The sequence below is a fragment of the Candidatus Defluviilinea gracilis genome, assembly GCA_016716235.1.
GTDB lineage: Bacteria > Chloroflexota > Anaerolineae > Anaerolineales > Villigracilaceae > Defluviilinea > Defluviilinea gracilis.
In genome coordinates, this window is the sequence record JADJWS010000001.1 from 946,603 (window position 1) to 966,331 (window position 19,729).

21 protein-coding genes are annotated in these 19,729 nt (G+C 53.4%); 10 read left to right on the forward strand and 11 right to left on the reverse strand.

The genetic code is table 11. The features are described 5' to 3' along the window. Positions 1-9 precede the first annotated feature (9 nt). The 8 genes from IPM31_04390 to IPM31_04425 all read left to right on the forward strand — a co-directional run bounded on the left by IPM31_04390 (position 10) and on the right by IPM31_04425 (position 6,845). Positions 10-513 (forward strand): sigma-70 family RNA polymerase sigma factor, encoded by a 504-nt coding sequence (locus IPM31_04390; protein ID MBK9006214.1) that lies wholly within the window; start codon positions 10-12, stop codon positions 511-513. Then, positions 510-1,223: a hypothetical protein gene (locus IPM31_04395; protein MBK9006215.1), complete on the forward strand. Its 714-nt coding sequence runs from the start codon at positions 510-512 to the stop codon at positions 1,221-1,223. The genes IPM31_04390 and IPM31_04395 overlap by 4 nt, the downstream gene beginning before the upstream one ends. A gap of 204 nt (positions 1,224-1,427) precedes the next feature. Further along, positions 1,428-2,078 (forward strand): hypothetical protein, encoded by a 651-nt coding sequence (locus tag IPM31_04400; protein MBK9006216.1) that lies wholly within the window; start codon positions 1,428-1,430, stop codon positions 2,076-2,078. Beyond that, positions 2,066-2,932, forward strand: a complete 867-nt coding sequence (locus tag IPM31_04405) for a nucleotidyl transferase AbiEii/AbiGii toxin family protein (protein MBK9006217.1) — start codon at positions 2,066-2,068, stop codon at positions 2,930-2,932. The genes IPM31_04400 and IPM31_04405 overlap by 13 nt, the downstream gene beginning before the upstream one ends. A gap of 24 nt (positions 2,933-2,956) precedes the next feature. Further along, positions 2,957-5,482 (forward strand): ATP-dependent DNA helicase RecG, encoded by a 2,526-nt coding sequence (recG, locus tag IPM31_04410; GenBank protein MBK9006218.1) that lies wholly within the window; start codon positions 2,957-2,959, stop codon positions 5,480-5,482. A gap of 90 nt (positions 5,483-5,572) precedes the next feature. Further along, positions 5,573-6,091 carry a pantetheine-phosphate adenylyltransferase gene (gene coaD, locus IPM31_04415; GenBank protein ID MBK9006219.1) on the forward strand — a complete coding sequence of 173 codons (519 nt, stop codon included), beginning with the start codon at positions 5,573-5,575 and terminating at the stop codon, positions 6,089-6,091. 30 nt (positions 6,092-6,121) lie between these two features. Continuing rightward, positions 6,122-6,337 carry a type II toxin-antitoxin system HicB family antitoxin gene (locus tag IPM31_04420; GenBank protein MBK9006220.1) on the forward strand — a complete coding sequence of 72 codons (216 nt, stop codon included), beginning with the start codon at positions 6,122-6,124 and terminating at the stop codon, positions 6,335-6,337. 25 nt (positions 6,338-6,362) lie between these two features. After that, positions 6,363-6,845 carry a hypothetical protein gene (locus tag IPM31_04425; protein ID MBK9006221.1) on the forward strand — a complete coding sequence of 161 codons (483 nt, stop codon included), beginning with the start codon at positions 6,363-6,365 and terminating at the stop codon, positions 6,843-6,845. A 119-nt stretch (positions 6,846-6,964) separates the two neighbouring features. Here IPM31_04425 and IPM31_04430 read toward each other — a convergent pair whose 3' ends face one another. From IPM31_04430 to IPM31_04440, 3 genes are all read right to left on the reverse strand, one after another. After that, complete coding sequence (locus IPM31_04430; GenBank protein MBK9006222.1) at positions 6,965-8,035, reverse strand: acyltransferase family protein; 1,071 nt, start codon at positions 8,033-8,035, stop codon at positions 6,965-6,967. A gap of 284 nt (positions 8,036-8,319) precedes the next feature. Next, entirely contained in the window at positions 8,320-9,174 is an 855-nt protein-coding gene (locus IPM31_04435; GenBank protein MBK9006223.1) for an SMP-30/gluconolactonase/LRE family protein, read from the reverse strand. A gap of 1 nt (position 9,175) precedes the next feature. Further along, positions 9,176-10,105, reverse strand: a complete 930-nt coding sequence (locus tag IPM31_04440) for a magnesium transporter CorA family protein (protein MBK9006224.1) — start codon at positions 10,103-10,105, stop codon at positions 9,176-9,178. A 494-nt stretch (positions 10,106-10,599) separates the two neighbouring features. Here IPM31_04440 and IPM31_04445 point away from each other — a divergent pair, with 494 nt between their 5' ends. Beyond that, the gene (locus IPM31_04445) at positions 10,600-12,132 is read left to right on the forward strand and encodes a hypothetical protein (protein ID MBK9006225.1); all 1,533 of its coding nucleotides are present in this window, start codon (positions 10,600-10,602) and stop codon (positions 12,130-12,132) included. A gap of 53 nt (positions 12,133-12,185) precedes the next feature. On the opposite strand, the gene IPM31_04450 is transcribed toward IPM31_04445, so the two are convergent. The 8 genes from IPM31_04450 to IPM31_04485 all read right to left on the reverse strand — a co-directional run bounded on the left by IPM31_04450 (position 12,186) and on the right by IPM31_04485 (position 18,741). Beyond that, a complete protein-coding gene (locus tag IPM31_04450; GenBank protein MBK9006226.1) occupies positions 12,186-12,608 on the reverse strand; it encodes a hypothetical protein in 423 nt (140 codons plus the stop codon). A gap of 50 nt (positions 12,609-12,658) precedes the next feature. Beyond that, positions 12,659-13,087, reverse strand: coding sequence for a four helix bundle protein (locus tag IPM31_04455; GenBank protein ID MBK9006227.1), 429 nt, complete (start codon positions 13,085-13,087; stop codon positions 12,659-12,661). 21 nt (positions 13,088-13,108) lie between these two features. Next, a complete protein-coding gene (locus tag IPM31_04460; GenBank protein MBK9006228.1) occupies positions 13,109-13,690 on the reverse strand; it encodes a hypothetical protein in 582 nt (193 codons plus the stop codon). 50 nt (positions 13,691-13,740) lie between these two features. After that, positions 13,741-14,766, reverse strand: coding sequence for a L,D-transpeptidase family protein (locus IPM31_04465; protein MBK9006229.1), 1,026 nt, complete (start codon positions 14,764-14,766; stop codon positions 13,741-13,743). A 52-nt stretch (positions 14,767-14,818) separates the two neighbouring features. Continuing rightward, positions 14,819-15,835: a L,D-transpeptidase gene (locus IPM31_04470; GenBank protein MBK9006230.1), complete on the reverse strand. Its 1,017-nt coding sequence runs from the start codon at positions 15,833-15,835 to the stop codon at positions 14,819-14,821. A gap of 90 nt (positions 15,836-15,925) precedes the next feature. Further along, positions 15,926-17,137, reverse strand: a complete 1,212-nt coding sequence (locus IPM31_04475) for a L,D-transpeptidase family protein (protein MBK9006231.1) — start codon at positions 17,135-17,137, stop codon at positions 15,926-15,928. Between the two features lie 135 nt (positions 17,138-17,272). After that, the gene (locus tag IPM31_04480) at positions 17,273-17,983 is read right to left on the reverse strand and encodes a L,D-transpeptidase (protein MBK9006232.1); all 711 of its coding nucleotides are present in this window, start codon (positions 17,981-17,983) and stop codon (positions 17,273-17,275) included. Continuing rightward, positions 17,980-18,741, reverse strand: coding sequence for an N-acetylmuramoyl-L-alanine amidase (locus IPM31_04485; GenBank protein ID MBK9006233.1), 762 nt, complete (start codon positions 18,739-18,741; stop codon positions 17,980-17,982). Before IPM31_04485 ends, IPM31_04480 begins: the two co-directional genes overlap by 4 nt. Positions 18,742-19,280: 539 nt before the next feature. On the opposite strand from IPM31_04485, the gene IPM31_04490 reads away from it, so the two are divergent. Then, a complete protein-coding gene (locus IPM31_04490) occupies positions 19,281-19,715 on the forward strand; it encodes a DMT family transporter (protein ID MBK9006234.1) in 435 nt (144 codons plus the stop codon). The last annotated feature ends 14 nt before the right edge of the window (positions 19,716-19,729 follow it).

A 19,729-nucleotide genomic window follows, 5' to 3' on the forward strand; every position in this document is an offset into this window, starting at 1 on the left:
GGGAAGGCAATGACAGCCTCTGTAGAAGATATCAACTGGGATTCGGTGGTTAAGGATGAACTGCCGAGACTCTACAACTATTTCCGTTATCGGCTTGGTGAGGAGTCGGTTGCCGAGGAACTCACTTCGACGGTCTTGGAAAAAGCGTGGACCAAACGCCATCAGTACCGCAAGGATCGCGCCGCTTTCTCGGTGTGGCTATTCTCGATTGCCAAAAATGAAGTTGTCAGCTATTTGCGCAAGCGACGAGACTTGTTGCCCATTTCAATGGCTGAAACAACGAATGGGGAGGCAATCGAGCCTCGTCTTGAACAATCTCAAAATATTCAGCAATTATCCCGCCTGCTTACAGATTTACCCGAGCGCGAGCGCGAACTCATCTCGCTCAAATTCGGCGCGGACTTAAACAACCGTGAAATATCTGTTGTCACAGGGTTGAGCGAAAGCAACGTCGGCACGATTCTCAATCGTGTTTTGCAAAAACTCCGTGAACAAATAGGAGGCGCAAGATGAACGAAGACTATCTCAAACAATTTAGAAAACAACCCAACGTCAGTTTTGTGGGAAAAGTCCATATGCGGCTTGAAAGAAAAGAACGCATTCAAACAATAAAAAGCTATATCATGCGTTCAGCGCTCACCTTGACTCTCGTATTTGGTTCATTGATGGCTTTTTCATTCACGGTCCGCGCCGAGGTTATCGGGTGGATCGTGGATATCGGTGGACTGTCCATTGAAACGATCTCTGAGAATCCAAGCGACCCTAATATTCCCGAAGTCGAACTCGTGCCTGACTATTTGTCGTGGGAGCAGGCAAGGGATCGTTTTCTTTCCCCCGTCCAACTCCCAACCTACTTGCCAGAGGGCTATGAACAAGAGGTTGATACACGATACCACGTCTGGGGTGATGGCACACCTTCAGTTGATGTTATCTGGAGAAAAAAAGGACAATTTCCAATGATCGGACTGTTTATTGCGCAGTGTCAATCTGACACCCCGGGTTGCGGGTTTTATGTTCAGGAAGGGGCAATGGAAGAAATTATGCTCAATGGCAAGCCCGCCGTTCTTACTCGCGGTGTGTGGGATCTTGATACCCAACAGTATGATTATTCCGGCAAAGTAAGCATCAAGTGGCGATATGACGAAAATACCGTTTACGATCTCTGGTGCCTCGACCCGAATATGGCAGATGAATTGATCAAAATGGCTGAATCGATCCCGTGACTTCTGTTTTCCTCTGTTCAAACAGAAACTGGAGGTCTTGGAGACCTCCGAGTTCTTATTTCTATAATGCAAGCTACCGCCAATTTCCTTTCCATGTCTTCCCGAACAAGATTCCTTTGGCTATTTCCATGAAGCAACCTATAACTTGACGAAAATTGTTTTATATCGGATAATATACATTAGTTGTATATTATCCGATATAAAATGAAAACAGACCCTCTCCGCCCATTTGAAGCCATGCCCTATTTCACCGTGGAGGGAATCAGGCAGGTGCTCGACAAGGAGTCACCTGAAAGTTCCCGCGTCCGTTTACACCGTTGGTCGACGTCAGATCGCGTTATCCCTTTGAAAAAGGGAGTGTATATGACGCGGCGTTTTTACGAACAGCACAGCAAGGATCCAGCCTTCATGGCGGCGATCAGCGCCGTTCTCCTGCCCCAATCCTACCTTTCGCTTGAGTTTATCTTACAGCAGAACAACATCCTGACCGAAGTCACTTACCCAATCACCTGCATTACAACGAAAAATACGCGTACGATCAAAAATCGCATTGGTGTGTTTTGGTATCGCAACATCCGCGCAGACTTATATCGCGGGTTTGCGTTTTCAGAATACATGGGAATCCGCTATGCAAAAGCGTCGGTGGCGAAAGCATTGTTCGATTATTTATATCTTCGCCCGTTAGCCTCGGCGTATCGAACCGTGAAGTTCGATCTTGCAGACGAATTGCGTTTGAATCTCGATGAATTTTCCGCAAATGACAGGGACGAATTTGCCCAGTATGTGGAAGAAAGCAGGTCACGCAAGATGAATGACATCCTTGAAAATTTTCGGAATACCATATGGCAACATTGATCCAAACCCTGCAAAACGTTCTCGATTCCAAGGACTCGCTTCTGTCCGTCGAGACGAAACGGATTCTGCTCAAAGAGGCGCTGCAATCTCATGTTTTGGATTTCATTTACAATCACCCCGCCTATCGCCGACTCAATTTCTACGGCGGCACCTGCCTGCACGTGATATACGGACTGAACCGACTCTCGGAAGACTTGGACTTCGACAATAGCGCGGAAATTGACCTTTCCTCACTGGCAGACGATTTATCCTCCTATTATCGCCGAACATTCGGATATGAAAGCGCCAACGTAAAATCACAACAGGGAGCACATGGCGTTCTACGAGTCACGTTGAAATTTCCTGTGTTAAATTCACTTGGGGTTTCCAATTACGCGAACGAAGCCCTGCACTTGAAAGTGGAGATCAGCCATCACAAGCAGGTGGCTGTTTTGCAAAGCACGCCGTCTTTTTACTATGGGCGGAGTTTTGTCCCCATTCACTTCTCATTGGAGACCATGATGGCTGGCAAGATCATTGCCTGCCTGGAACGAAATTTCCAGCGCGGCAAAGCAGGAGCGTACATCAAGGGGCGCGATTTTTACGATTTGCTTTGGTATATGCAAAAGGGCATTCAGCCTCTGCCTGAAAAACTGTCGAAGGACGGGAAGAATCCCTATACCGTTGAATCCGCCATACAGGCATTGCGTGAAAAAGTGAAAGGAATTAAAGACTCCGACCTGGCTGTGGACCTGCTCCCCATGTTCGAGTCCAGAACATTCATCGAGGGTTGGTTGAGTTCCTTTCACGAGAATTTTTCAAGATATGCCGAGGGTTATCTTGGACGAAGAACGATCCAGGTTCTGAAGCCTTGATTCCCCCATGATAAAATACCTTTCATGCAGACCTCATTGGAGAAACTACGTAAGTTCTTCCGACTCGAACACGAAAACGGATATGCCAACACCGCCATCATCGGCGGGCTGGCGGAGATGCTCAACTTTTGGGAAGGGGAAGCGCGCGCAGACGGGATTCAAGAAGAGGTGATCCAAGCCGTCGTGCAGAGACTCCGCTCGTATGACGGACTCAGCCCCCAGTCCCGCGCCGACGCGTTGAAGGGATTGTGGAAGCGCATCGGGGACGCGTATCCTGAAGCGCAGCAAAAGCCGCGGGCGCAGAGTCAGGTTGAAGGGCGGCAAGAGGCGCCGCGTCCGCCTCAGCAGAATCAGAACCAGCCCAAACCTGAGTCCGAACCGAAAAGAGAATCGCACCCGCAACATCCACAGCGGCACGAACAACGTCCGCGTCCGCAAGCGCAGCCGCGATCCGAATCCGTTGCGGGCGCGCGTCATTCATCCACGCCCGCCGCGCTCGATGCAAAGTTGACAGTGCTTCAAGGCGTCGGTCCGAAAAATGCGGAGACGTTCGCCAAGCTCGGCATGGTGACGCTCGGCGACATGTTGTATTACTACCCGCGCCGTTACGACGATTACTCGCAACTCAAACCGATCAAGGAATTATTTTACGGCGAACAGGTGACTGTGATCGGAACAATTCAAAGCGTGCATACGCGACCGATTCGCGGCGGCAAGGCTTCAATTGTTGAAGTCGTCATCGGCGACGGCACGGGCGCGTTGCGACTCTCGTATTTCAATCAGCCGTGGCTTGCGAATCGATTCAAATCTGGCGATGCGATTTCTGTTTCGGGCAAGGTGGATCAATATCTCGGTCGCCTCGTGATGAACAGCCCCGATTGGGAATCGGTGGAGGCTGAAAACCTGCACACGAATCGCATCGTGCCGATCTATCCGCTTGCCGAACGCATCACACAAAAATGGCTGCGCAATGTGATGAAGCAGGTCGTCGAATATTTTGCGCCCGCGGTGGTCGATTCGATTCCCGAAAGCGTGCGCAACGCGGCGCGCGTCATGCCGCTCGGCGAGGCGCTGTTGCAAGTTCATTTTCCATCGTCGCAGGATAAACTCAAAGCCGCGCGCGAGCGACTCGCCTTCGATGAAATTTTTTATCTGCAAATGGGAGTTCTGCGACAACGCCGCGACTGGCAGTCTGTGGAGGCGCGTCGCTTCTCTGTCTCGGACGTGTGGCTGGATTCGCTAAAGACGGGGCTTCCCTTCACCCTGACGTTCGCGCAAGAACACGCCATCGCAGACATCCGCGCTGACCTCGACTCGGGCAAGCCCATGAATCGACTCTTGCAAGGCGATGTCGGTTCTGGAAAAACGGTCGTCGCCGCAATAGCCGCTGGAATCATTTCATCGAACAACGCGCAAGCCGCGATCATGGCGCCGACTTCGATCCTTGCGGAACAACATTATCGCAACTTCACGAATCTTCTGAAAGATATTTTGAAGCCCGAAGAAATTCGATTGCTTGTTGGCGACACGCCCGAATCAGAGAAAGAACAAATTCGCTCTGGTCTTTCAGACGGCTCGATAAAAATCGTCATCGGCACGCACGCCGTTATCGAAGGACCCGTCCAATTCAAAGACTTGCAACTCGCCGTCATTGACGAACAACATCGCTTCGGCGTGGAGCAACGCGCCGAGTTACGCAGTAAAGGGACGAATCCGCACTTGTTGGTGATGACCGCCACGCCGATTCCGCGTTCGCTCGCGTTGACTCTCTACGGCGACCTCGACCTCTCCATCATGGACGAGATGCCCGCAGGACGAATCCCGATCAACACGTTTGTGCTTCGTCCGCAAGAACGCGAGCGCGCGTTCACACTTCTGCGCGGACAGATCAAGGATGGCAAGCAGGCGTTCATCATTTATCCGCTCATCGAAGAAAGCGAAAAGATCGAAGCCCGCGCCGCCGTGGACGATTACGAGACTCTCTCGAAAGAGGTCTTCCCCGATCTGAAACTTGGCTTGTTGCACGGCAAGATGCGTCCCAGCGAAAAAGACGAGACGATGTTGAAATTCCGCGACAAAGCATACAACATCCTTGTTTCGACCACCGTCGTCGAAGTCGGCGTGGATGTTCCCAACGCGACCGTCATGCTGATCGAAGGCGCGGACCGATTCGGTCTTGCGCAGTTGCATCAGTTACGCGGGCGCGTTGGGCGCGGCGCGGACCAATCGTATTGTCTGCTCATCCCCACGCGCGAAGACGCGACCGAAAATGAACGCCTGCAGATCATGGCTGAGTCGAACGACGGATTCGTACTGGCGGAAAAAGATTTGCAGATCCGCGGTCCTGGCGAATTTTTGGGGACGCGCCAGGCAGGCTTCGCTAACAGTCTGCGCATGGCAAGCATCACCGATGTCAAATTGATCGAGAAGGCTCGGGCGCAAGCGCAAGCCGTCTTCGAGAAAGATGCGGATTTGAGTCAGCCCGAACACAAACTCCTCGCCGAATCGCTTGGAAGGTTTTGGGGTGAAGGCAAGGGTGACGTTTCTTAATCACCACAAAGGACACGAAGGGCACAAAGTTTTAAAGGCAACAAACCTTAGTGACCGTAGTGTCCTTCGTGGTAAAAAAATGGAGAGTACATGGTTAGAGCACTTTTCCCAGGAACATTCGACCCCATTCACCTCGGTCACATAGACATTGCCGAACGCGCCGCGCGTCTCTTCGATGAGGTGGTGATGGCGGTCTACGACAAGCCGTCCAAGTCTTTGATGTTTTCACCGGAGGAACGCATCGGGTTGGTCAACGAGGCGTTCAAAGATAATCCGAAGATCAAGGTCACAGGCTACAGCGGACTGACCGTCGAGTTTGCGCGCAAGATCGAGGCGCAAGTGATCGTGCGCGGACTGCGCGTCTTCTCGGACTTTGAATTTGAGTTCCGCATGGCGCTGGCGAATCACCGCCTCGCGCCCGACATCGAAATTGTCGCGCTCATCACCGCGGAGGAGCACACGTTCCTGTCGTCAACGACCGTCCGCGAGATCGCCATGTTGAACGGCGACGTTTCGAGCATGGTGCCTCCCTTCGTGGAAAAAGCCTTCAAGGAAAAAGTCGCCAGCCTCGACGACCAGCATTCCATCCCCAACTCGCTGAGGGATTAATCTGTGCTAGAATTGCAAGAGGAATAGAGAATGTATCGCTTCCTCATCGTTATTGAAAAAGCAGGTAAAAATTTTTCCGCGTATTCGCCCGATCTTCCAGGCTGTGTAGCCACTGGCAAAACCCGCGAAGAGACCGCTCGCAACATGCACGAAGCCATCGAAATGCACGTGCAGGGAATGATCGAAGACAAGATGCGCGTACCCCAATCGCATAGTTTTGCCGAGTATATTGCGGTAGCCGCGTGACGGCTCAAACACGGAGGAGCCGCGTATGGACATCCTGCAACTAATTGACCGACTCGAAGAACTCTTCAACGAGAGCAAATCCATCCCGCTGACGCGCAATGTGATGGTGGATGAAGACCGCATGTTGGACATCATTGACCAGATGCGCATCGCCATCCCCGAAGAAGTGAAGAAGGCGCAACAGTTACTCGGTCAACGCGACCGCGTGCTGGCGCAGGCGCAAGAGGAAGCGAATCGCACCCTCGAACTCGCCCGCCAAAAAGCGGACCAACTTTCCTCGAAGGAAGTGGTCGTGCAAGAGTCGCAACGCCGAGGGGAACAGATCCTTGCCCAAGCGCGGACAGACGCCGAAAACACACGCGGCGACGCGGACGATTATGTGATGCGCAGTCTCACGCAATTGCAAGCGGAACTGGAGCGAATTTCAAATCAAGTGGCGAATGGAATCCGCGTGGTGCAAGATGAACAGGAACGAAGAGCGGCGGTCTCCGACTCGGTTGATAAGTAAAATCAAATCCCTCCATCACGGAGGGATTTTTTTATTTGAACATGTCATGCTGAGCCGCACAGCGGCGAATCATCTGTACCCCGACAGCAGAGACCCATCGGTCGCGGACGACCGCTCCCTCAGGGTGACATATCCGCTGATTTCTCGACGGGCAACTCCGCCTCTCTCCCAAACCACCACGAAGCGACGGGGTTCCTCCTGATAAATAATTCGTGGATCAACACCGACCCGCCCACACCCATGAAGAATCCGATCCAGATCGAGAGCGGAAGATTATCCGTGACCGCCAACACTTTCTGCCCCCAGAAATCCTGAATCGGGACATGGAAGATCAAAATGATGAGCGATGCTTGCCCGAAATACCTCATCAGGGAAGCAAGCCGACTTGTGTGCAATTCAATCTGGCGTGACAATGCCATCGCGAACAGAATCCCAACGACGGCTTCGATGGAGTTGATGAAGAAAGAGTGATACGTGCGCGTGTTGAAATCAATCGGCGATTCGATAAAGTAATTCATCGCAAAGAGCGCGACTCCCGTTCCAATCAGAAGAAAATAATTATCGAATGTTTTCTCTGTTGTGAGCTGTCTCAATTCGCTTCCCAAAATGTAGAAGAAGCCGCTGAGGAAAACGAGGTCGAGGCTGAACGGTAAGCCGAAGAGTTCGTAGTCATTGCCCAGGAGAGAAACAGAAAACGGATAGAACGTTTTGAGGAACGGAAGCGAGAACGCCAGCGTCGCGGACAAAATCCCAAGCCTCAGCCAGCGATTGTTGAGTTTGCCGACGATCACGATGAAAATGAACGCGTACAGACTCGCCACGAACATATTCGGCAGAAACCACAACTGCACCCAGTCAATGTACACGCCTGTCCCATACAACGATTTGACGATGCGTCGCAGGGCGGTCTCGAACGCCATCTTCTCGAAGGAAACATTTAGGAAATAAATCAGGAAAAGCGTAAACAGGAACGGCTTGAGCAGGGAATGGAATCGCTTTTTGAAGAACTCGAAGAACGAAATGTTCGTTTTGATGAAATACCCCGAAAGCAAAAAGAACAACGGCATGTGAAAGGAATAGATCACCTGATAGCCGTATTGCGAGATGAATCCGAAATCGTTGTGCGCCAGCACCACCAGCAAAATGCCTATGCCGCGCGCAATGTCAATGTATTCGATTCGCTTTGTCATGAAAAGGTCGCCTCGAAAGTCTTGTTTTAGCCGCAGAATATCCTTGGTTGTGGTTCATCGCGAAGGCTTGAACCACGGAGACGCCGAGTCACGGAGTTTCTAAATTGGTTTCTCAGTGTCTCCGTGTCTCGGTGGTTCGATCTGTGGGTGGATCATAGAGAATCTCAAAATCTCTGTGTTCTCTGTGGCAAATTTCTCCGTTAGGGATGCAGTTGCACTGCATCCCGCTTTCATCACATTCCGCCCGCAGTACAACTGCGGGCGAACAAAATGTCCTTTGAATTTTACCCTGCGAACTCGAACATTGGCATACCTTCCACGTTCGTCTCGACGCGGAAGACGCCGCCCGAAAGCGGATACTTCGTCAACGCGGCATCATCCATGTCCTTGCAAGCGGAGGTGATGAAGAGTTCGTTCATGTTCTTCCCGCCAAAGACGCACGATGACGGTTGAAGCGCAGGCACAGGGATTTGCTCCAGCAGTTGACCCGTGTGCGGATTCCATTTTGTGACCTGCGCGCCGCCCCACATGGCGATCCACAAGTTGCCTTGCGAATCGGAGGTCATGCCGTCGGGCCAGCCGAGGGATGCGGGGATGGTCACCGCGATGCGCGGGTTGGCGATCGCGCCTGAGTCGAGATCATAATCGAAGGCTTGTACTTGGCGTGTGGGCGTGTCTATGTAATAAAACGTTTTGCCGTCCGCGCTCCACGTCATGCCGTTGGAGATGGTGACGTCCGACAATAATTTCGTGATGGATTTCCCATCGAAGGAATATAGCGAGCCAGTTGAGTCCGTTTCGTTGAGATTCATCGTGCCAGCGAGGAAACGTCCGCGTGGGTCACATTTTCCGTCGTTGAAGCGGTTGGTCGCGGGCTCGTCCGCTGGGGCGGCGAGAAAAGTTGACGAAGCGGCAACCAGATCGAACGTCCAGAAAGAGAGGCGTTTCGCAAGGATGAGTCCGCCGCGCTGACGAAGAGTCAGACATCCGATGAAGTCATCCAATTCAGCGATCACATCCGCGTTGGCATAGATGCGTTTGCTGAGGATGTCGAGCCAGTATAAAGTTTGCGCGCGCGCATCCCACACAGGACCTTCGCCCAAGGTTGCTTTGGCATCGTACAACAATTCGACGCGCATGTTAAAACCAATCGCGTTTGTAAAAAATAAATGTGGCGACCGCGGTTAACGCGAGCGCGATGCCGAAGACGATGAGGAACGCGGTCGGCTCGCCGTCGGAGAGGGGCAGCATCACGTTCATGCCGAAGAAGCCCGCCACCGTGCCGGGCAAACTGACGATGATCGTGAGCGCGGCGAGGGCTTTCATCACGCCGTTGAGGTTGTTCGAGATGATCGAGGCGAACGCGTCCATCATGCTGGAGAGGATCTCGGCGTTGATGCTCGTCATTTGAATGGCTTGTTGGTTTTCGGTCAGCACGTCTTCGAGCAAATCCTGGTCTTCTTCATAATAGTTGAAGATCTGCGTGCGTTGGACGCGCTCCATCATCACTTCGTTGGAACGGAGCGCGGTCGCAAAATACGTGAGGCTCTTTTGATATTTGAGCAGTTCAAGCACTTCGCGGTTGCGCGTGGATTTTTGCAACTGGTCTTCGATGGTTTCGGTCTTGCGATTGATCTCGCGCAGGTGCGTGAGGTAGCGCGTGGCAGTTTCCAAAAAGATGTACAACGCGAAACGATAACGCTTGCCCGTTTTGAGCAGGCGATATTTTCTGTTCGCCAACACTTGGAACATTTCTTTTTCGTAACGGCAAATGGTGACGATCATGTTGCCTTTGATAAAAATTCCAAGCGGGATGGTGGTGTACGGGATGTCGCTTTCGGGCTGGCGGTGCGGGATGCGGATCAAGATGAACGTGTAATCGTCGTCGCGTTCCATGCGCGGCATTTCGTCCAGGTCGAGCGAGTTGTTGATGTAGTCCGGGTCCACGCCCCATTGCACGAGTTGTTGAATTTCCTCGGGCGTTGGGTCTACGGCTTTTACCCATGCGCCGTTTTCCATGGATTTCAATTCTTCGATTCCGCCCTCGGTGGTTTTGTAAATGGTGAGCATCACTGCCTCCTTGCATAAAAATATCCGCGCAGGAGGCGGCTCACCTCCTACGTGATCGGTTGAAACTGATGTTGCGCTAGGTCGACTCCTCCCAAACTGGGAGGCTGACTCTCGTCCTGATGAAACATGATGATGAATTGTACGCCCGAAAATTGGATTGCACAATCGCCGCGCGGATTGCAATTCTGTGAACGCTTCTTTCGCAGGGACGGCTGGTTCAGTCTCCGTGAGGCGTTTGTGTCCCTTCAACGCCGCGCGGGGATCAATCCCCGCGCTATCCCTACGAAGTCCGTTGAAACGGACTCGCGCGTTTGCCCCGCCTCGATGTGATGGCAGTTGCACTGCCATCACTTTGGCGCGCGCGTTGCCATGCAGTTCTTGACGCAGTTCAACTGCGTCAAGATCGCGTGCACATCATGGCTGAGTCAGTCTCCGTACAGTGAATCGCAAAGTGAACTTTGCTGTACAAATCTCCCGACTATAATTGACCCCGCATGAAACTCTCAGAGAAAAACATCGCCATCACTTTGTTGTTTGTCGGCGCGATCCTCCGCCTGCGACAATATTTCAGCGGTCGCTCCCTCTGGGCAGACGAAGCGATGCTGGCGTTGAACATCGTCAACCGAAACTTTGCCGAGCTATTCAAGCCATTGGAATACGACCAGGGCGCGCCGCTGGGTTTTTTACTCGTCGAGAAATTGTTCAACGCGCTTTTTGGAAGAACCGAACTCGTCTTGCGATTCTTTCCTTTGCTTGCAGGGCTGGCATCATTGGCGTTGTTTTATCTTTTAATTATGTCGTTGCGACACCTGCCCCGAACCACAGGTGCGGGGGGAACGGAGCGGCGAAGCGTCGCCGTGGCGCCGTGGCGACACAATCTCCTCGCCCTGGCATTATTCGCTTTCAATCCCCAACTCGTCTATTACACCTCCGAAGCCAAGCAATACATCGTAGATGTGGCTGTCACGCTCTGTTTGTTGCTTCTCGCAATTCCGATATTCCAAAATCAATTCAACAGAAAAAATATCATCCTGCTCGCCATCGCAGGGATTCTCGCGTTGTGGTTCTCGCATCCCGCGCTGTTCGTCCTCGCAGGGATCGGCATCGCGCTCGTCATTCAATGTTTGCGGACGCGGGAGTACAAAAATTTACGAACAACGTTCGGCATAGGCTTGCTCTGGCTGGCGAATCTGGCGTTGTTGTATTTCATCAACTTGCGGCAACTCAGCCAAAATAATTACCTCGCAAATTATTGGGCGGAGGGATTCATCTCCCTGTCGCTGGGGAGCGATCTTGGCTGGATCGGCGACCTCATCAACTATCAATTCGATATTCAATTCATCCCCTTGCTCGTTTTTGTTTTGATCCTGATCGGCTGGTTTGCTTTGTTTCGAGAGCAACGAAGCCTTGCGCTGGCTTTCGCCTTCACAACTTTCTTTGCATTTGTCGCCTCGGCATTGCATCTGTATCCCGTCAACGGACGGTTGAGTCTGTTTTTGATTCCGCTAGGGATTCTTTTGCTCGGAAAAGCAATTGAGTTTTTGCGGCAAACTCTTTCCTCGAACAAATTTGTTTCAATGGGCATAGCGATTTTATTGAGCGGATATTTGCTCATCAACCCGCTCGTCACCTCGTTTCAAAATTTCATTTCCCCGAAATACTATGAACATATCCGCCCAACGATGCAGGTACTCGCGGACTCATGGAAAGACGGCGACGCGCTCTTCGTCACCGCGTGGGCGGAACCCGCGTTTCGCTATTACGCTCCGTTCTATGGACTCGAAGATGTGGAATATGTGTCCAGCAAGATCGAAGATTACCCCGATGGCGAAACGTTGAAGAGCCGAATCAGTCCGCTCGTCGGAGAGAAGCGGGTGTGGGTCTTGTTCTCCCACGTCTACGAGCAGGGAGGCTTCAACGAGCGCGATTACCTCGTCGCATATCTGAATGAGATCGGCGAGAAACGGCGCGAGATCCTAAAATCAGGCACGTCGGTCTATTTGTATTTCTACGATCTGAGCAAATAAATTCTCTAATTCTCCAATCCCCAGTCTCTAATCTCCAGTCTCCAATCTCTTCTCTATTCCCCATCATCTCCCGCCGCACCGGGTTGCTCCACCCTCACCACCTCGCCATGCACATTGATGACCACCTTGAAACCCATCATGCCGAGATAGGCGCGCATATCTTCAGGGATGCCTTGCTGCGCGAGTTGGTCGAATTGCTTATCAATATTTTTTAACTGCTGTTCGATGGCGGCTTTGGTGAAGACGTCCTCCTGCCCGAGCATCTTGGCGGTTTGTTCGGAGATGAAATCTTCACTGCCCTTCATGAGGTCGGTGATCTGCTTGAACACTTCTCGATCCACCTGCTCCGAGGGGATGTGACGGCGGAATCCGTAATCGTCCACCACATAGCAGGGATCATCGCCGATGAATGCAGTTTCAGCGGCGCGTCCTGATTCGTCTACAACAAGACCGGCAAAGAGAGGTTGGCGTGGCATATTCAATGCGAAGATAGGAGTTAGGAGTTAGGAAGGGCGGGCAAGTTGAGTTACTTCTTTCCTAAATTTCCTTTATGCGAGTTGAGGAGCTTGGTAATGAGCGAAATCAGATGGTCGACCACTTTATAACGATGCTCGATCAAGTCGGCTGGTAACGCGTGGCGACACCGATAATACCAGCCTCGCGTCTCTTTCGCTTCTCCAAGACTGATTTTGATGATCCGCACATAATCCGGCGTCCCAACTCCGCGCCCATACGCCTCCTCCATATTGGCGCTGACGCTCCCTGAACTGTGCATGATCTGCGCCACGTTATGCTTTGCCAGAGAATGCTTTTGAAGGAGGTCGCAATCATCCCAAACAAGATCATAAAGGAACAAAGCAACACGATAATAAAGCGACTCCCACAACGGGTCTCGCTTATAGAAAGCAGGGATTGACTTCTCCCAATCCTCAAACTTCAAAAACGCATCGCTCATTCCAACCTCCTATCTCCTATCTCAATTACTCTGCTTTCCTTCCACCGCCGCGAGCAGAATCCCAGCCGCGATGCCGAGGCGGCGATCCATCATGCGCGAAACGTCCATGCTGAAATCGAGATTCAATTCATAGCGGAAGAGATTGAAGTTTTGCTTGAGGTCGGCGACGCGCGTCGTGCCGAATGTAATATCATAATTTTGCGGAAGCCACGAGCCGAGAGCGAGTCGGCGCAATACCGCGAGTCCCATACTGTCTTCGAACAGCAGACCTTTCACGTTATCGTTTTCATCCAACACTTCCCACTCATCGCGAAACATAGACCGCCAGCCCTTGCGCCGCAACACGCCCACCTTTTGATTCATCTCCGTATCCACCACATCGTACGACGCGGAAAAATCCATGATCTGCCGCGCCTTGATGCTCAACACCTCGCGCATTTTCGATTCGTCGGCATACACGCGGATGTCCTCCTTCCAGCGGAACATCTTCTGCTCGCTGAACATGACGAGATTGCCCATCGGATCGTAGAAACGGAATTTCCCAGTCAGCGCGAACACCTGACGATGAAGCACATAATGCGGATATTGAAAAATTGAATTCATAGCATTTTCCTTTTTCGCTAAATACGGACGATTGAAATCGTCACTACGAATTAAAAAATTTGGACTTTCGTCCCCTCGCCCGGTCTGTGAAGATACTCCGTTTCAGGCGGGACGTTCGGGCTGGTCCAGCGATAGATAAATTTCGCGGCGTCTGACGGCAGATTCACGCACCCGTGACTGCGCGGGCGACCATAGTCATTATGCCAATACGTGCCGTGGAACGCATTGCCAATGCCGGTGAAGAATGCGCACCACGGGACGCCGGGTAAATTATAGATGTTTTCGAGCGCGTCGCCTTGATTCGTCATGTGAACGGACGGACCTTTGTGATATGTACGGAATTCGCCCGTCGGCGTTTCCGTCCCTGTCGCTCCGCTGGAACAGCGCTGTGAAAAGACAAGTTTCTCGCCCTCGAAGGCTGTGACCATCTGTGTCGGCAGATCAACCACGATATGTTTTTCCGAATCGGGGACTTCCGGCGAAAGCGGGGTCAACTCGTCGTTCGGCACCAGCCGCATGGCATGTGACGGCACGTAAAAATCTTTCCGCAGTTGCGAATCGTAGATCTGATACCAGATGCTTTTCTCCTCGCGTGTGACGACGACGCGCTTCACCCAATGCGTGGACTGGTAGTACAGCCGATAGCCGCGCTTGGCATACACGTACGGGTCGAGTTTCACATCCACGAACGGAATCGTGATCTCGCCCAGTTGTCCCTTTTCAAAGAGATTGAAATTTGGCTTTTGGTAATTCGTCTCCACCGGAAATACCCAGCCTGAATAGGTGAACCCCTCGTCGTTGATCCGATACCACGCGCTGTTGAAGTCGTTGCCGAACTCGCCATTTTCTTCGATGCCGGTCACTTCCACCACATTATCCTTGCCGAAGTGATGGACCTTGTTCGCGCTGAAACTTGGCGCGTCATACAATGGGATGCCGCTGATGGTCATACATCCCTGCGTGATGCTGTTTTCAGCCAGCGCGCGGCTGACTTTCAGGTCTTTGAGCGCGAAGGCAAGAGTCCCCGCGCCGATGAGTTTGAGAAAGTCGCGGCGGGTGAGTTGGGGGTTGAGCATGATGCAAGTTTAACTGGAAAACGCGGGAATTTGTTCCGCTGTTACTTTTTTCTTATACTTTTATCTCCACCCTCGTCCCCACGCGCCCATAGACCAATTCTTTTTCCGGCGGCACGGATGGGGTTGTCCAGCGATACAACCACTTCGCGGCTGGCGGGGTCATGTTGATGCAACCGTGACTGCGCGGACGCCCGTAATCGTTGTGCCAGTACGTGCCGTGAAAGGATGTGCCGTTCTCTTTGATGTATGTCACCCACGGCACGCCGGGCAGGTCGAATCCGCTGGAGGCGAGGTCGCCGCGCGCCATGTGCCTTGTGGGGCGTTTGTGATAGGTGAGGTACTCGCCTTCGGGCGTGGTGTAGGTTCCGCTACGCAGGCGGCCGCCGGTGGAGACGCGCGTGGCGAAGACTTGTTGATTCTCCTCGAACGCCAGCAAGAGTTGATCCTTCAAGCGCACTTCCACGCGCTTCTGCTCGTTGGGAATGCCGGGGGAAAGCGGGGCAAGCTCCCCGTCGGGGATGAGGCGGAGGTGTTTTCCTGGCGCGTAATAATATGCGCCGGTCTTATCATCCAGCAGGGCATACCAGATCGTCCCATCCGCATGGACGGCGCTGGCTTTCACCCAATGGACGGATTCGTAGTAGAGGCGATACAGAAGTTCGGAGGCGGCGCTGGGTTCGAGGTACGCGTCGGTGAACGGCACGCTCACTTCGACCAACGCGCCTTTGAGCGAGATGTGTTGCGGTTCGTTGAGGATCATGCGCACCGGCTGGACGCTCCCTGAATAGACGTAGCCTGCGCCTTCCACTTCGTACCAGACGCGGTTGTAGGCGGCTTCATCCTCGCTGACAGTTGCGCCGGTGATGGGCACCACAAGATCATGCCAATAATTTTTTACGCGTTTCGATTTTTTCGTCGGCTCCTCGTAGGACCATAACGAATTGTCGATGATGCGCCCCTGGGTGATGAGGTCGTTGTGCTGGTTGAGAAAATGCGGAAGTCCGGGCAGGATCATCCCCAACATGCCGTAGCCGCTTATTTTCAGAAAATCGCGCCGGGATAGTTTCATTTTCTTTTGAACCGCAAAGCGCGCGAAGCACGCCAAGAAAACTTTTAAAAAACCTTCGCGCTCTTTGCGCTCTTAGCGGTTAAAAAATTGCTAGTAATGCACGTTCACCACTGTGCCTTCGGATGCCCAGTAATACAACCATTCCGCGTCGGGGATGCTGAGGTTCACGCACCCGTGACTCATCGGTGTGCCGAAGTTATTGTGCCAGTAGGTGCCGTGCAAACCGTAGCCTTTGTAGAAATACATGGTGTACGGCACATCGGCGAGGTAATACCCGGGACCCGACATGTTCGTCTTTTTGAGTTTGATCCAGATCTTGAATTTGCCGGTCACCGTTGGCGTGTAAGCCGTGCCGGTGGAAACCACGAACGAATTGACGATCACATCGCCTTCGTAGGCGTAGACCATTTGATTCGTCAAATCCACGTCGATCCAACGGACGCCGTTGCCCTCGGCGGGATACGACGGTTGCGGATCGTTCGCCACAGCAGAGGTGGGCGCGGCAGTCGGCGGGACGTAGGCGCTGGTGGGGGTGTCGGCAAGCAAATCCATTGCCAGCACGGCCGGCGTTTCAGTGGCGGCGGGGAGGGCTGTCGGCGCGTCGGTGGGAGGCGCCATCGGTGTGACGCTGGGCGCCAGGGTGATCGTCGGCAACGCGGGGGCGGGCGTGGCGGTTTCGGTCGCGCCGGTGAGGGGCACCACCGGGCTTGCCTGCGCCGGCAATTCTGCGGTGGGGCTGGTTTGCGCCGGCGCGTCGTTCAACGGCTTGGCGATCTCCACCGGCGCCCATAAATTTTCCTGCGTGGGCTGGGGCGCGTTATTGAGCATCGAAGCGATCGACGGCGACCGGAACAACATCCACGCGGCAACGCCGAGCAGGATGCACACCAGCAAACCCAGCGCTCCGCCGAACAAAAGCAAACGACCGCGCGGTTTCGATTCTTCTTTGACTTGAACAGGTTCGGATTCACGAACGAGCGGAATCCCTTTTTGCGGCTGGCTGATGACCGGCTCAGAACGCTTCGCCCCCACTTTTGCCTGATTCAACTTCCCCTCAGCCCATTCCACCGCCCGCCGCGCCCGCGGACTGTTCGGGTTGAGTTCCTCCGCTTTGCGCGCGTACGCCAGCGCATCTTCGGGGTTATCGTCGGAGGCGACGAGGATCAACCAGGCGTCCTCAAAATCTGGCGAGAGCAGTGCGGCTTCCTCGCCAAGGGCGCGGGCGGTGGTCCGGTCGTTGCGGCGCAACGCCTCGCGGGCTTGAAGGATCAATTCGCGGGATTGGGAAAGGTTATCGTTCATAGGCGGGAGTGTTCGTTCCAAGTTGATGGTTTGATGGTTTATATTTTTACGAACCCTTAGAGGGAAGGATGGGTTCGTGTAGGACGATTTTACCCTTTTATATGGGCAAAAACCATCTGAATTTCATGCGGTTTGTTACCACTGAATTTCAACCGTGTCGCCTATTTCAGCCCAATCGTAGAGCAACTTCGATTCATACGTGCCCAACACCACACAGCCATAGGAAACGGGTCTGCCGAGAAAGCCTTCCCACAACGTTGCGCCGTTGGGCAGGATCGGCAAGGCATGGATTCCATTTTCCAGCCCGCCCGCCCAGTAAATGCCGAGCCAGTTGGGCATCCAGATATCCCACGTGGCGCCGTAGGCATTATCGAATTTGCTTTGCACGGCAAAGACGCCGACGCGCGTGGCGTTGTTGATGCCGGTGGAGGCGACAAAGCTGTAGATCAGCGCGTCGTTTTCGTAGACGTACATGTGCTGGTCGGAAATATCCACCAGGATGTATTTCGATCCCACGTACACCGGCGCGGGCGGCGGATCGGCTTCGATCTGTTGCGCCTGTTCGAGCGCCACGGTGATTTCGTTAACGATTTCCATGGCGAGCACGGCGGGTGTTTCAGTGGCTGGGAGAATTTGAGTCGGCGTTTCGGTGGGGAGGATGAACGGCGTATACGTGGGTTTGGCGATCTCCACCCGCGCCCACAGATCTTCCTGCGTGACGGCGGGGGTGGGAGCGTTGAGGAACGCATCCGCTGGCGAGGGGGTGAAGAAGAAGTACGCGAGAGAAATGCCGACGAGGGGCAGAATCAGCAGTACTGGGAGAAAGAGCCGTCTGTTTTTTGTCATGGGTTCAAGTTGGGGATCGGAGTCGGTTCGATATTCTCGTTATTCGTGAAGCACAAAATCCCATCCACCACGCCAGTAGCGACGCGGTTGGTTTCTTTGGTGAGGATTTCGCGGTCCAGGTTGAGGAAGCCGGTCTCGATGATTGCCGCGACGGTGCTGGGGTCGATCTCGCGGAAAGAGTGGTATTCGCGCATGTCGGCGGTGATGCTCCCAGCGTGGAAGTCGAGCCCGGTAATTTTTTGGTAGCGGTCCACCAGGCAGGCGGTGAGGCGGTTGGCGCGGTTGATATCGTTGGTGTTGAGCGCGGCGGCAACTTTGAATCCGCTCGCCTGGTCGTTGATGTATTCGCACGAATCGTTATGGATGGATACGATAGCGAGGGCGCGATAGCCGTTCAGGCGCGTGTCGTATTCGTTCAGAAGATCGACCACATAGCCCGCCCCTTGCAGTTGCTGTTGGACGATGGCGGCAATATCGAGGTTGACTTCCCCTTCGGTGAGGGTGACACTGCCGTTGCCGTCTACGCACACGGCGCCGGAGTCGTTGCCCAGGTGGCCGGCGACGATTCCGATCCTCAATTGCGGCTGTGTCGTCGAGACCTCATCCGGCGCGCGCGGGGTGAGGAGCAGGCTCAGGCGTTCGTAGAAGTTTCCATTGGCGAGTCCTTGCGAGGGGAGGGCGGTGAACAGGGCGGCAAGCAGGATGGCAACGCCAAGCGTGGTGGAAATGGCGCGTAACGGGCGCGGGCTGGTGGGCATAACGGGGTAATGGTAACTGTGATGATGGGGTTGTGCAAGAGGCGCGCCTTCGCTCGCAATGGTTTCTCAAGAAAACGCCCGGTTTGATTACCTTACCCTTTCAAAATCGGGACGCAGATTCACGTTGAAAACGCGGATTTTTCTTTCTTTCAGATCAGCGAAATCAGCGTTTTCTGCGTCCAAAAAGGATTGTGTAAGGCGATCAGGCGCCCGGCGCATTTCAGCACGCGGAGTTCACGGATGAAACGGATTTTTTCGTTTGTTACGGAAGAATCCGCGCAACTTGCGTGGGCTGCGCGCGAAAGAGATTTTTTGCTCTCGAATCCGCGAGTCTCCCGTAGTTAACGGGAAAGAGCCTCACCACAAAGGGCGCCAAGGGGAAAAAAGAGTTTGAATTCCTTGCGTTCTTCCTTTGTGACCGTCGTGTCCTTTGTGTTTGAACAAAGAATTCCCGTTAAAAACGGTAGAACCGAATCTGTTTATGCCTCCACGTCTTGAAATCAAGTATCATCAACAAAATTCAACCCAAAGGAAAACTCATGGACTCGATCCTCTTTATCATCCTCATCGGCCTCGCGGGCGGACTTGCCATCGGACTGCAAAGCCCAATGGCAAGCATGATCACGCAACGGCTGGGAATCTTTGAAAGCGTGTTCATCGTGCATCTCGGCGGAGCGGTCATCGCATTGATCCCCATGTTGATTCTTGGAAGCAAAATGAGTCAATGGCGAAATGTGCCGTGGTACACACTGGGCGCGGGGTTCTTCGGGTTGGGAGTGATCGCCGCGATCAGTTTTATGATTCCGCGGATCGGCGTTGCGCCTGCCCTCATTATTTTGCTGGCGGGTCAATTGGTGATGGGCGCGGTTCTCGATCACTTCGGCTGGCTCGGCTTGGCGCCCCGTCCGCTGGATGCGGCGCGGGTGTTGGGGTTGGCGGTCGTGCTTGCGGGCGTCTGGCTGACGGTGAAATAATGTTCGGTCGTATA